Origin of the sequence: Winogradskyella sp. (assembly GCF_965228925.1) — a bacterium.
GTDB lineage: Bacteria > Bacteroidota > Bacteroidia > Flavobacteriales > Flavobacteriaceae > Winogradskyella.
In genome coordinates this window covers 1,075,666-1,089,358 of record NZ_OZ245845.1, presented here as the reverse complement: position 1 = coordinate 1,089,358, position 13,693 = coordinate 1,075,666, and the positions used below count along the sequence as shown (strand labels likewise).

14 protein-coding genes and 1 tRNA gene are annotated in these 13,693 nt (G+C 36.1%); 6 read left to right on the top strand and 9 right to left on the bottom strand.

Annotated elements, in window-relative coordinates; translation table 11 throughout:
- Positions 1-141: 141 nt before the first annotated feature.
- From ACO052_RS04435 to ACO052_RS04405, 7 genes are all read right to left on the bottom strand, one after another.
- Positions 142-2,337 carry a hypothetical protein gene (locus tag ACO052_RS04435; RefSeq protein ID WP_422106808.1) on the bottom strand — a complete coding sequence of 732 codons (2,196 nt, stop codon included), beginning with the start codon at positions 2,335-2,337 and terminating at the stop codon, positions 142-144.
- A 9-nt stretch (positions 2,338-2,346) separates the two neighbouring features.
- Positions 2,347-4,773 carry a DEAD/DEAH box helicase gene (locus ACO052_RS04430; protein ID WP_422106807.1) on the bottom strand — a complete coding sequence of 809 codons (2,427 nt, stop codon included), beginning with the start codon at positions 4,771-4,773 and terminating at the stop codon, positions 2,347-2,349.
- Between the two features lie 37 nt (positions 4,774-4,810).
- Positions 4,811-4,999 carry a hypothetical protein gene (locus ACO052_RS04425; protein ID WP_422106806.1) on the bottom strand — a complete coding sequence of 63 codons (189 nt, stop codon included), beginning with the start codon at positions 4,997-4,999 and terminating at the stop codon, positions 4,811-4,813.
- Between the two features lie 368 nt (positions 5,000-5,367).
- On the bottom strand, positions 5,368-5,700 hold the full coding sequence (locus ACO052_RS04420; RefSeq protein WP_422106805.1) for a single-stranded DNA-binding protein: 333 nt from the start codon (positions 5,698-5,700) through the stop codon (positions 5,368-5,370).
- A 411-nt stretch (positions 5,701-6,111) separates the two neighbouring features.
- Positions 6,112-6,699 (bottom strand): hypothetical protein, encoded by a 588-nt coding sequence (locus ACO052_RS04415; RefSeq protein WP_422106804.1) that lies wholly within the window; start codon positions 6,697-6,699, stop codon positions 6,112-6,114.
- On the bottom strand, positions 6,696-7,451 hold the full coding sequence (locus tag ACO052_RS04410) for an ImmA/IrrE family metallo-endopeptidase (RefSeq protein ID WP_422106803.1): 756 nt from the start codon (positions 7,449-7,451) through the stop codon (positions 6,696-6,698). Before ACO052_RS04410 ends, ACO052_RS04415 begins: the two co-directional genes overlap by 4 nt.
- On the bottom strand, positions 7,451-7,795 hold the full coding sequence (locus ACO052_RS04405) for a helix-turn-helix domain-containing protein (RefSeq protein ID WP_422106802.1): 345 nt from the start codon (positions 7,793-7,795) through the stop codon (positions 7,451-7,453). The genes ACO052_RS04410 and ACO052_RS04405 overlap by 1 nt, the downstream gene beginning before the upstream one ends.
- Positions 7,796-8,341: 546 nt before the next feature.
- Here ACO052_RS04405 and ACO052_RS04400 point away from each other — a divergent pair.
- Positions 8,342-8,414, top strand: a tRNA-Ala gene (locus tag ACO052_RS04400).
- A gap of 353 nt (positions 8,415-8,767) precedes the next feature.
- Complete coding sequence (locus ACO052_RS04395; protein ID WP_422106801.1) at positions 8,768-9,487, top strand: YqjF family protein; 720 nt, start codon at positions 8,768-8,770, stop codon at positions 9,485-9,487.
- A gap of 584 nt (positions 9,488-10,071) precedes the next feature.
- Here ACO052_RS04395 and ACO052_RS04390 read toward each other — a convergent pair.
- Positions 10,072-10,719: a hypothetical protein gene (locus ACO052_RS04390; RefSeq protein WP_422106800.1), complete on the bottom strand. Its 648-nt coding sequence runs from the start codon at positions 10,717-10,719 to the stop codon at positions 10,072-10,074.
- 270 nt (positions 10,720-10,989) lie between these two features.
- Complete coding sequence (locus ACO052_RS04385; RefSeq protein ID WP_422108041.1) at positions 10,990-11,109, bottom strand: helix-turn-helix domain-containing protein; 120 nt, start codon at positions 11,107-11,109, stop codon at positions 10,990-10,992.
- 156 nt (positions 11,110-11,265) lie between these two features.
- Between ACO052_RS04385 and ACO052_RS04380 the strand changes: the two genes are divergently transcribed.
- From ACO052_RS04380 to ACO052_RS04365, 4 genes are all read left to right on the top strand, one after another.
- Positions 11,266-11,457 carry a SymE family type I addiction module toxin gene (locus ACO052_RS04380; RefSeq protein WP_422106799.1) on the top strand — a complete coding sequence of 64 codons (192 nt, stop codon included), beginning with the start codon at positions 11,266-11,268 and terminating at the stop codon, positions 11,455-11,457.
- Between the two features lie 70 nt (positions 11,458-11,527).
- The gene (locus ACO052_RS04375) at positions 11,528-11,998 is read left to right on the top strand and encodes a VOC family protein (protein WP_422106798.1); all 471 of its coding nucleotides are present in this window, start codon (positions 11,528-11,530) and stop codon (positions 11,996-11,998) included.
- Positions 11,999-12,485: 487 nt separating this feature from the next.
- A complete protein-coding gene (locus ACO052_RS04370) occupies positions 12,486-13,136 on the top strand; it encodes a spermidine synthase (protein WP_422106797.1) in 651 nt (216 codons plus the stop codon).
- Positions 13,137-13,170: 34 nt separating this feature from the next.
- Positions 13,171-13,692, top strand: a complete 522-nt coding sequence (locus ACO052_RS04365) for a DinB family protein (protein WP_422106796.1) — start codon at positions 13,171-13,173, stop codon at positions 13,690-13,692.
- Position 13,693 lies beyond the last annotated feature (1 nt).

Below are 13,693 nucleotides of genomic sequence, written 5' to 3'. Positions count from 1 at the left end.
ATCTATAGTTTTAAGTATTACAACTAAAACAACTTTTCACTTGGTTCAAATGAATAATTATAAATAACGGATACATAGATAGCTAAAAAAAGTATTCGATTTTTACCTTTTTTTGTGTTAATTTTATTCTTGATATCTTATTTATTCATCATCATCTCCCCAAATCTTAAAATTAACGTGTTGTTTTATACAGGCGATTTGAGTTTCGTATATGATGGTCGACAACATTAGCGCTTTCCTAAGGCTATCATCAATAGCCGAAGTGGTATTGAATTTTTTTTCTTCCTGATCCCACAATGTTTTTCTGATATGGGGTTGAAATACGACCACATTTTTATTTCTGATTGGGAATTTGGATTCATGCATTTCGATCAAACCGTTCATAAAAGGCGTACAGTTGGCATCCACAACATCCGGAGCTTGTGATGAGGTCATAAACAATCCGGCTTCCTCAATTTTATCACGGTCTTTTAGGATGTTGCCAAAACGCTCTTTGATCAAAATATCCAGGTCGAAATGCCTTAGGTTTTTTACAGCCTGCTGACACACGACCTCATAAGCTGTGATAGATACTTTTCTGGTCGATGAATTGCTACTGGCGCCCTTGACATGGATTAAATCCAAACGTCTATTCTTTGGTTCTATATATAGAAAATCGGCAATCTCATTGGCGCCATCATGACACATGCAATACCATTCCACATCCGGTGAACTTGGGCTTACTAGTGCAGCAACATGCTTTATAAAGTAACTAAAAAGGCTTCTGCTGGTATTAATCTTCTTAACCGTTTTGGACTTTGATTGTAAGACCTTAATAAAATCTTTTGGTTTTTCCTTATCAACGTCCCAGTCCTTCAGTTTAAAAAACTCCCAACCTTTTAGATTGTAAAATACATCATTATAATTGGGCTTATAGAGATTGTTACCCTGCAATACATGCCCGCTTTCAAAACGAACCGTAAATGGTCCCTTGTGCCTCAAATAATCGATTACTCTTTCAAAAATTTCATACCCTTCATAAAGTGCTTCATTGATATCCTCAGCTATGGTCAGGTCCTGAATTTCACTCATCAGGCGTTCTTCATCCGATTTTTTAATGGATAAATTAAAGTCAGCTACTTGCTGTCCGTCAAAAATCACATCCACACCCCAACTGAACTCAGAGGCTTGCGATTTGTTTAAGACCAGTTCCCCATTTCTGATCCATTCTTCCATATCCATCCGCAATTCATTATGGCCTGTAAAAACTTCTGCAAAATCCGAATTGTAGGAGATCTCAAAAGGCGTTTTCACATTTTCCAACTCGGCTGTAGATACTGGTATGCTGAGAAAATTCAATCCCTCGCGCATTTCTTTAAGGTCTTCCAAACGTTGATTCAAATTGGCCATGGCACTGTACTGAGGGTCTACATTTGTCAGAAGCTTGACCAACAAACGTACCCTATTTACAAAATCGTACAGGTCTCTACACTTGGTCATCCAAATATTCTTCTTGCCTTTGGAAAATCCTATGGAAAAGCTTTTACGATTTTGGAGCCTCAAAAAATCTTTGAGAACCTTATTAGACGTACTGCTTTCACCTAGCTTTGATAAAATAGAGGTATAGGTAAAGCTTTGATCGCCCAACGGATCTAATGCCTGCCTAAGGTCCTGGCCTATTAAATTCTTGGCATCAGGCTTACTTACTATACTCCTGTGAAGCCCTTTCATCCATATCTGATAGGCTTCTCCATTGGCAAAGGCATACTCCAACAGGGTATCTTTAACGCTAAAGAAAGGTAATGTTAAGATGTCACTCGACTTCTCTATAATATCATCCCTTATTGCATCTGCCAATCGGCTTTTGTCCGAAAAGATAAAAAGGTAAGGCGGATACAGGCATAGGATCACCAAACGATTGATCCGGTCAACAAAGCTTGAATTTTTACTGACATCTGATGTTCTAAAATCTTTACCTCTCACCCAACTGGCCACCTTGTACTCTTTTAATGAGATCGCAGTAACATGTATGTAATTTCTATGAATATTGTTACTTTCTAATGCTGTTTCATAGGCATCAACTGCTATGGAAGTATCTTCATCATTCGGATTATCAATATCGATCAGCCCCGAATAGATTATAGTCATATCGTCTTTAGATATTAAAGATTTCTTGCTCTTCGGCCGATTATTGATGATAAAGTCGAGTGCTTTCTGATTGATATCTCTGGCCAAAGCCAGGGTTTTAGCATTCCATATCTGTGAATGGTAATCGTCTAATTCTGACAGGTCTTTATCCAGATACAATAGCTTTACTGAAAAAGCCGGTGACAATTGATTAAGTAATTCTAAATTCATAAGAGCTCTTTAAAACGTTTTAATGGCATTATGAATTTGATCAAAATGATGCTTAAGCATCGCTATAGATGGTAAAGTGGTCTTTTTTGCTTTACGCCACAACGAAGGTGTTAGATAATAGTCGTACTTCCCTACCGGACCTGTAACGGTGTTCCAAATCATCTTATCGGTTTCGGGAAATTCGTCATTAATGGCTTCAAGTGTTTCTAAGAACACATCTATACTGGTATCCTGAATAATGATCACCGCACCAATAATAGATACGATCTTGTCAAAAGTTCTCAAAACTGCTGATAGTCCAAACAACACATCGTGCCCTACCCACGGAAACCATACCAGATCATTTTCGTATTGTACGATATTCAATTCCTGAAGGCTATATGCCCTGCCCCGGTATTCAAATTTTTGGGCTTTATAGATCTTAAATCCCGTCTCTATATTATTGAGTGTGGCGGCATCGCAATCGTTAACTGTTTCTTTGATCAGTGCCTTTAAAGCAGTCCATGAGCCATAGTTGTATAGGGTTTTCATCTTATTGATCACAGCTTCCGAAGGTGAAGGTGCATTACCAAAAAAGTATGCGGGCCTCCCTTTGGTAACCTTATACCTGCTTTCGATGACCCTTCGCCTGTGATCTATACCTAAGATCTCGTAGGACTTACCAGCAAAGATGACAATATCACCAACGGCATAGTTACTTCTCATTGATATGGTACCTACGGATTTGGATTCTGACCTCAGTTCATACTCACTGCTTACGGTAAAGGCAGTCATAAATGTTGTCCCCAAAACCTTATCTCTTCCCAGTGCCGTGAGGAAAATTTCTCCATCTGCCTCATCTTCATCCAATAAAGGGCTGTGTTTCTTTTTCAACCTGTTGATGATGGCGTTAAATACAGTGATCTCGTTTTTCGCCCCAAAGAGTTTTTTATCAAAATCCCTAAACGGACCTTCCTTTACCAGCTGTTCGAACAATTCATCTTTAGTAATACCATTAAATCTGTTCTGATATACTAAAGACAGGCACTGTTGTACAAATGTGGAGAGGTCCAGAGTATTGAATTCCGGCGATTCGAACTTTCCGTCCCTCAACAATACGATTTGAGCTATGGTTTGAAATGTAGAGAAGTAAAAGGATTCTAGTAATTTTTCATCTGTATTTTCCAGCTCTTTCAGGTAAATGTAAAAGTTGGGATTGCTATTCTGGCTGAGTATTCTTCCGGCTCTCCCCAGGCGTTGCCGCATAGAAGCCACAGAGTATCCCGGGCCAATCTGTGCAACATCATTTACCGTACCCACATCAATACCCAGCTCAAGAGTAGTGGTAGCCACTAAAACACCTGGCCCCATGCGCATTCGTTTTTCCGAAGCCTCACGTTCTGCTTTATTTAAAGAGCTAAAGTGGGACCAATATCTATGACGCTCTTCCCGATCTTTATTCCATAGCTCATTGATTAATGGTTCTATATGCTCAACTTCATTGACCCGTATGCATTTTTTTAGCTGGTCTTTCCTTAACAGATTCCCTTTTTGTGCTCTAAGTTTGTGTGTAAAAATATTGGAATCTGATCGCGAGTTTGTAAAGATCAGTCCATTGCAGACCTTTTTAAACCTTTCGTCCAGAGCCCTGCTAATCTCTTCATTGGCTTCATCCTGACTGATATACTTCTTTAACCTGGAGGTACTGAGGTGTATCTTAAATACCTGTTTTAAACTTTTATCTATAAAAGCAGGTCTTGTGTTGACCGTATGTGGCCTCAGGAAATCATGAATCTGTTTTATGTCCTTCTCACTACCATCACCCAGTGTTGCGGAAAGCGCGATTCGCATGACCTTTCTTTTTATGATATGATCTACTCGTGTACATAATGAGATCAGTTGAGAACCCCTGGGGCTATCAAAATAAAAATGCAGCTCGTCTATGATAATGGCCTTGACATTACTAAACGCCTTTTCAATCTGACTGGCTGTTTTTCTGATGAGAATAGATTCGAACGATTCGGGGGTTATGATCAGAATCCCTGATGGATTTTCCCAGGATCTGTTCTTTTGTGCTACAGGGATTTCCCCCATCCAGCCATTGATTTCCACATCATTCAGATAGGGTGCTCTACATATACGTCCCAAATCGTGATTGATATCAATAAACTGATTGATCAATGCTCTGGTTGGTGCTATATATATAATAGCATAGCCTTTATCAGATGTATTGCCATCATCGCCATAGATCTTACTCAATAGTGGTAAAAATGCAGCTAGGGTTTTCCCTCCTGCAGTATTGGCATGTAAAACCAGATCTTCTTCAGAGTTAGCATCAATTAATTGTTCAATAGCATAGCGTTGAATATCTCTAAATTGTGACCATTTTTGCTTTGCTATCCACTTTTGGATAGGCTGTGAAAGTTTTTTCAGTTCCGATTCGTGACTAAAAGGCATAGTAATAATGGATTGTAAATTTAAGTGTTAGATGAGGCTATTCATCAATAATATCAAGATCAAAATACAGGTCATCAACCTTGGTTCTATTCAGAAATTTTTGCCATTCGGCTTTCGAAATCACCATATCATCCGGTTTCTTGATCTTATTTTCGTCCGTTTGAAATACTCTACCTTGAATTTTCTCTAATAAGGCCTCTATGCTTTTAGATCTTGGCTTTTGCATAGTATTTATATGCATTTTGCTTAATTTTTAAATACGGCTTTACGATGGATGTTTAGATAAAAATCTAAATTGCTTGAAATTAATTAAGGGAATACATAAATATATGAATTTTAATGAATAGATGTGGAATAATTATTGAATTTTGTTGTATTACTTATAAACTAGGTTAACTTGTCAAAACCGACCTCTCTATCCTATATATCTATAGTAGACTCATAGACTTCAAAATCTAACGAAAGTTTTAAGCGCGTTAAATTATTGTCTAGACACTTGTATCAAATGCTTAATTAGTAGTATCAAAAAAAGCCACCTCAAAAAGAGATGGCCTTTAATCGACTTATTTTCCAAGTCAGTGCAATCTTATGGTTTTACTTACTCAGCATCAATAGCTCATTACAAACCACCTCTGTGGTATAACGCTTCATACCGTCTTTATCTTCCCAGGAGCGTGTGGTCAATTTGCCTTCTATCGCTACTTCCTTGCCCTTATTGACAAACTTCTCAATAATCTCAGCAGTTTTGCCCCAGGCGATGATGTTGTGCCATTGGGTATCAGTGACTTTTTCACCTTGCGCATTTTTATAGCTCTCGTTGGTCGCTAAAGAAAATTTGGCTAGGGTCTTGCCCGATTCTAAATTGATGATTTCTGGATCCTTACCTAGGTGGCCAATCAACTGTACTTTGTTTCTTAATGCATTCATGTGTTCTAAAATTTTATGTCTGCTTTTGTGGCAGACGGGTTAAACAGTTAATACGTAATCCTGAACTCGTTTCAGGATCTTTTTATTTGATGCTAAATCGTCATAACATTCCGATGATTCAACAAGGCAAAGATGAGTGGGTTTGCAAAAACTAGTCGGTAGTTAACTATTTAATTTCGTTTGTAAATGTTTGTAGTCGTTTGTAAATGACTAATGCTTTGTAAGTAGGGGGAGCTATATAGAAGTTTACACCAATAAGCGAAGTTTAATTTCGGATTATGAAAATCCCTTTTTTGATTTGTAAGTTGTCTAATTCGCCTATCTATTGCCACTAATTCAGCGATATACCCAGAGTGAGCTTCTTGCAGAATTATTCAAAAAATCAAATCAGATTCTTACTTTTCAATGAACTTAACTATCTTGTTGAACCTGAGATTCAAAAAGTAGTTTATACACTTCATACAATGTAGGATTTTCCCTTTTATAATCATCATAACAATAATTAGGGATTCTATAATTTCCAGCTATAAGGTTTTGTACCCCCTCATTGAATTGACCTATGTTAAGTTTACCGCCTTCAACTGCTATAAACAGTAAATCAAGAGTTGTTAAAAAAGAGATTTGATGCTGAAAGCAATATCGACTTATATCTGAAAGGTTGCTACTTCCAATAACATTATCATTAAAACGAGCCACGCTCATACATGCAGACTCCCCAGCCCCAACATTATTAGATAAAAAGTTAAAATGCTCTGTGACAATATTTATATCTTTAATTGACATATTTTGCTTGAATATAACCCCCTCTTCAACATATTTGCTTACCACTGAAACAAACCTTTCCGAAATGGTCAACTCTGCCTCAACAACATCCAACATTATGAAATTCGATGAAAGTGATGCAGACACCTGCGACAGATAACCTAAATAATGTAAATGTCTAAAGACATCACAATCGATTAATATATCCTTAAAAATGTCTTCATCATTAAAAATCATAAGCTGGCAACATTTTCATCAATTGAATCTTCTATATCTATTCCTATTTCCAACATGTAGTTAGCTAATTTTGTATAAGATATTTTTCTATTCCCATAAGCTGCCCAAGCATGTTGGTTATAATCTCCAATAACTCTTTGTGCATCAGATTTTTTATATAAATACGTATCAAAGCCATACTTCTGAGCACCATGAACTATATTTAACAAAAACTTATCAAAGGACTTTTCAGTTATAAAATTCATTAGCTTTAAAGTATGCAACAAGGCTTTCCTTGAGCACTTAAAATGGGATTCTATCCTTAATAATGTTAATTCAGTAATCTGATCCTCTCTTAGTTCATCAGGCGGTATTAAATCTATTATTCCAAATCTTGGCATCAAAAGCTGCGCAGCAAAAAAATCCGCCTTAAATTCAGTTGGATTTTTTCTTTTATTAAATGAACCTACATCACAAATCATTGAGGAAAAGTTTTCTTGAATAAATAAATGATATAATTCATGGCATACAGTAAAATTTTGTCTCCCTATACTATTTTCACTGTTGATTAACATAAACTTACGGTTATCTACTTTTAATGCCATTCCCGAAAAACTTTTCGACATTGGTCTAAAAACAGCCAAAACATTGAGTTTATGAAGAGCCTCTTTTATATTTATTGGTTCATCATAAGAAAGTCCAAGCTTGTCTTTCTTGAACTCTCTTGCTTTCTTTATAAGCCCTAATGTTAACTCTCTATCTTTTGCCCTCATTACAAATTGCTCTTATCCACTAATTCCAAATAATTAGAAACTATTTTCTTAAAATCAGAAATAGATTTTAAATCATCTTTGGTTATATTATCTGCCTTAAAGGCAAAAACCTCATTCAATTCTATTTGAGATTCGTCCTTTACTAAAAGGTCATTGGGCTTAATCCCAAGGAGCGCAGCAAGCTTAGGAATATGAACAAGAGGTATCATTCTTCGTCCAGATTCGAAATTAGCTATATTACTTCTTGCAATTCCAAGAGCATCAGCCAAACTATCCTGACTAAAACCCATCCTTTCTCGGATAGCTTTTAAATTCCTGCCTATTATTTCTTTTGTTTCTCCCACCGTTATTAATTTCTTAAGATTAGTTATTTGATTGTGTTGTTTTAATTAAGGGTTTTCTTTTTAGGCGTGCAAAGATGCAACAATTTAATCAAAAAAACGATAAAACAAGCAAAATGTTACGTTAAATTTTTAATAAATTCAATACTCTATTTAAATTCGTTCATACCTTGATTATATTTATATAATTGATTATCAAATATTTATATAATTATTGATAGATTCTATTGAGAATTGTGACAATTAGTTTAATTTTGTTGAAAAATTGTTAATAATGTCACAATGTATTTTGTATTACATAGACTATATGTTGTTAAATTAGTTCTCAACTAAAACTAAGGTATATGGTAGGAAAAAATAGCTCAACAAAAACATCAATAAAGGCACTCCGCCTTAGAAATGACGTGATTGAAAAAATACAGTATCTGGCTCAGCAAGACAATAGAACATTCACTAATATGGTAGAGACAATCTTAATAAGAGAGGCTCAGATAGATATTAGTACAACATAAAAAACCCCCAATATTTGGAGGTTTTAATTTTTTTACAGACCCTGTAGCCAAATGGTTAAGGCACTTCCTTTGCACGGGATTAATTATCGGTTCGAATCCGATCAGGGTCTCTACTGAAACAAATGTAGTAAAAAATATTTTTACACATTCGTGATTATATAATTCTATCAACAGTTTTAATAACAATTTATTGTTGATAGTCTTTTTTTTCAACATTTTTACCATTCATATTCAACTTTTAAATCATTCCACTTAGAATCAAAACATTCTCTTTCTTGATTAGCTCGTCATGCTCGTTGACGGTTTCTTTTTTACTCATAATCTTTGTTTTATATTGTTTGTTGATTATGAGAACTATATCTTTTTAGTTTAGAATTGTATATAGTTCCCTAGACAGTAGACTTTATCGTAATTTCAATAAAAGTAAAAAAGAGGTAGTTTAAGAGTTGTAACTCATTAAAAAATGACTATAAAGGAGATCTTACATACCACAGCGCATCGCCCTTGGAACATGCCAAGCAACCCTTGGGCTTATTACCAGGAGTGGAACAATGCCATCTTTCTTCATTATCAGGTGGACTTGTCCTTACTTCAACCCTTTGTCCCTCAAGCATTGGAGATTGACCTTTTTAACGGCAAGCCTTGGGTGTCCGTGGTGGCCTTTACCATGGAAAAGATTCGACCGAGATACCTTCCTGCGTTTCCACCAATTTCCAACTTTGACGAAATCAATATAAGAACCTATGTGAGATCCAATGGAAAAGCTGGAGTTTACTTTTTGAGTATAGAAGGCGGCACCTCCTTGTCTTGTAAAATAGCCAAAAGCCTTTCGGGATTGCCGTATCGGTTTTCAAAAATGAGTCGACCAGAAGGTATATACAAATCATCAAATTCTGAGTTTAATGACCATCTACATATCGCCTACACCATTGGTGAAAAGACTACCGAAAAAACGGAACTGGATTTATGGTTGACCGAACGCTACGCCCTTTTTCAAGATACTAAAGACGTCATTAATGCCTTTGATATCCACCATCTGGAATGGCCGATCAACACGATTAACATCGACCATTTAGAATTGAACTATCCAAGATTTGCTGGGCTTTTTAAAGACCGCAAACCGGATAGAGTCCACTATTCTAAGGGGGTTAAAGTTTTGGCTTGGGGGAAGCAGAAACAATAACTTTAGTTCTTAACTGAGGTTTTAAAGAAATAGTAAACAGTTTTGGGAGTTTAATGGAAAAAACTGATGTCCAAATCATTCTTTTAGAATCGATTATTTAGAAACTAACCATATATGAAATAGAAACTTCATTACCATCAATGAATAATAGAATGATGGTCTTTATGCTTTGAGGCTTTATATTTTGGCTTTTCTTCTGTTTTGCTAGGGCTGCACATAAAACAACTACATGGTTTGCCCGTTGTCTTAAGCCTATACTGAGCTGAACCAGTAAGATTATAGTTTCTTAGCCTTTTTTTGTATTTATAATATCCCTTTAAACGTCTTTCTAACTTATTCATTAGGCTACTTTTTTGTTGTGGCTTTTTAGTGTAAAGTGATATATACTTCTTTATTGCGTATGATCAAAATCAACTTTGCAGTTATAGAATAGATTATCGTTAATCGCCCTTATACATAGAATTATTGTCGGCTCGATCAGCAAGCACAGCAAATATTGCAAAAACAACTGAAGACATTAAGAAAACTAACATCTTTTAAAGATACGAAATCTGTAACATTTAAGAGGTTGAACTAGTGTGTTTTTATAATTTCCTGTAGAGCTTTTTGTAACGATCATAGACTTTATTTTTCTTCTCAGCCTCATCGAGGTCTACTAGATGTTCTATATAAGTATATATCTCTGAATTGTTATGGTAATTGAGAATCAGGCTAAACTCGTTGGTAAATGACAAGACGACATTATTCTCGTCCACCAGATATTCGCTTTCAAATTCAATAGGCTCGCCATTTAAATACTTTAACCCAATAAGATCGGCTATAGCGATATAGTCATTTTTGTCCTCTATTTTAAAGTCATATCTAAGATTGAATATTTTCTTTTTGTAAAAATGTGCCGTTACGGAAGTCTTAAACCCAGCATAAACGTTCTTGTAGACATGTACTTTTACCTTTCTCTCCCCTAGCTGAACACAAAATTTCGCTCTTGCTCTCCCAAAATTCTTATTGAGTTCGCTCACATTGATTTGATCAAAACTACTTTTGTCCAATGGACATATAGGACGATGCGAAACCTTGGGTGTCTTATCTTTGAGAGATAGCTTTATTCTATGGTAGATGTACTTGTTGCTATAGTTCTCTTTTATATCATCTTCCGAGTAGACTTCTTGATAGTACTTATCCTTTTTTGAACTGAAGATTTTATTTATTCTCTTTAAAAAAGAACTGAACATTGCTTAATAAAGGGGTTAGGGTAAAAACAAAATTAAGGTTTCACTATCACAGATATATACGTAGAACTACGTAATTTGAAAAAAAAATTCCTGTTTTATAAAAGGTAATTCGATAAAAAAGTACCTCAATCGAGGTGCTTTTAGTTTAAGGATAATCCCTAAAGTTATTTGGGACTATTTCTATTAAGCGCCCTAATCCCTCTTAACACGTTGAAGGTACGACATTCCATTTTTAATCTAGTTTGTGGCAAATTGCAAATCGAGATCAAATTAACGTGTTTTTAGAAGTTCATATAGTGATACTCCTAATCCAGCTGCGATTTTTATCAAAGTCAATAAACGCGGATTTGTTTTGCCCTTTTCAATCCTATATAATTGTGTTCGACTTATCTCACAATCGAAAGCAAAGACCTTTTGGTTAAGGTTTTTTATTTAGTTAACTGCTTGATTTTAAGTTTTTTAAATTCTGTTTTTCTTTCATGTTCACTATTCCGAACACGAGATAAAAATAATTTATCGATATTAGATTTAGTGAACTCAAAACATATGGCCCAATATAGAAAGCTAAAAATCTATCAAAAACACCAAGCACGGGAATGGAATTATGTCAGGGTTCCCGAAATTCGGCTTGAAGGTCGTTGGCTTAAAGCCCTTGGCTTTGAGATCGGAAAGGAAATTGAAGTGAAACAACAAAAACATAAGCTTACCATTACGCTAAGCGAAAAAAAGAAAAGATAGTTTTACGTATTGCTGACTTTAAACCTTAACTTAGTTACGCATCATAACCAATACTTTTAATAAAAACACAATGATCAAAGGTCTATTTGAAACCCATTTGTTTGTTGAAGATCTCGAACGTTCCAAAGCATTCTACACCAATATCTTGGGGTTAAAGCAATTTTTATATGAGGAAGAACGAAGAGCGGCTTTATTTTGGATTGGCGATAAGCCAAGACAGGCCTTTTTAGGCCTTTGGGAAAAACCAAAAGACGAGATTGATATCAGGCATTTTGCCTTTGAATGTGATTGGGACTGGATTTTGAACGAATCCATTGATTTCCTCAAATCCCATAAGCTGAATTTCTGGAACTTTTTAAATGACGGCTCCGAACAGCCTATGGTCTTTGCCAATATTCCCGCCATTGCTATTTACTTTACCGACCCTGATGGTCATTATTTAGAATTTATCGGTAAACTCCCAGGAAGCTATAGTCCCGAACGAGGAAGCATGGTTATGTCTTATGCACAATGGTTGGAACTCGAAAAAAGTAAGCCCTAAAACCGTAACCAAGGTTTCTCCCCTAGGCGTGGTCGCCCTGTGGAGGACTTATTGACAAAGATGGAGCCATGTGGATTAGGGAGTTTTCCAAAGAAAGTACAACCCGCGTGAGAAAGGTAGTTTCAAACGGAGAGGACATCGTTTACGGAGGTTAGGATTGCAAAAAATTGGCCGGGAAAAAAAGCACCCAAAACTGGGCGCTTCGTATATGTAGTTATTATTAAGGGTGTTACGTCAATCAAGAATTAGTGCAAAACATACATCCCTTAAGCACGTTTCGCTGTGCAAATGTAAGAAATTTATTAAGATGTTTTGTGGCTTTTGATAAATTGTCTAAATACTCTAAATTGGAAATATGCTTAGAAACGTTTCTAAATAGGTTTCGACTGCGCTCAACCTGATATAAAATATTAAGTAATCATCAGAATTTAAATAAAACTTTTATATCGAACTCACGTTAATTAAAAATTACTAAACAAAACACTAATTGAAATCGAAAAAGCTACTCAGTTATATTCTGCCCATAACCAAAACCATCGCCTCAACATATAGTGGCCCCTTAGAAATCACCTGGCACAATGGTAAAAAACACCTCAACTCCAAGCATGCCAACTACAGCTATGGCTCACTTCAAAAAATTCTAAAATCCGGTATAGAACAGGTGACACTACAAAAGGTTAACTCCATTTTAGTTTTAGGCATGGGAGGTGGCTCTGTTATTGCCACACTTAGAGATGATTTTAAATATACCAAGTCCATCACTGCTGTAGAGATCGATCCGGTCATCATAGACATCGCTGATAAGGAATTTGGGATTTCTGAAGATGATCAGTTACAGATCCTGTGCATGGATGCCTTTGAATTTGTAAAGTCACACAAAGCACAATTCGATCTCATCATCATCGATCTTTTTATCGATTTATCAGTTCCTGAGCAATTTTTGTCCGAAACCTTTTGGAATCACGTTTTGTGCTTAAAATCCTCTAAAGGCGATATCCTCTTTAACGCCGCGGTCAAAGATGCCAAGCGCACAACCATACAGCAGCTTGTCAATTATCTTAAAACCAAGATTTATAAGGTAGAGCTTTTTGAAAATGTCAACCAGACCAACACATTAATTCTCTTAAAATCGCTGTAAACATTTGTAGTGATTATTTTGTACCTTGTTGCTTATGAGGTACCAATTTACAGAAGCTCTAGAAGTTTTAGAGCAAACGCCAAAAACCTTAAAGTCCTTGTTAGGACAGCTATCCGAGCCATGGCTTTATAACAATGAAGGCGACGGCACTTGGAGCCCCTATGATATCGTTGGTCATCTGATTCACGGTGAAAAAACCGACTGGATACCCCGACTAAAAATCATACTCAGTACCTCTACAAACAAAACCTTCACACCTTTTGATAGATTTGCCCAGTTTGAAGCATCAAAAGGTAAATCCATAACACAACTGCTCGATGAATTTGAGACTTTACGACAAGACAATCTCGCCGTTCTTAAGTCGCTTCATTTATCAGAATCTCAGTTAGCACTTACAGGCCTGCATCCCGATTTTGGAGAAGTGACAGCATCACAATTACTGGCGACTTGGGTGACCCACGATCTGGCGCATATGGCCCAAATAGGTCGTGTTATGGCAAAACAGTATAAAGTGGAGGTTGGTCCCTGGGCAGCTTACATTCCGATTCTAAACTAAT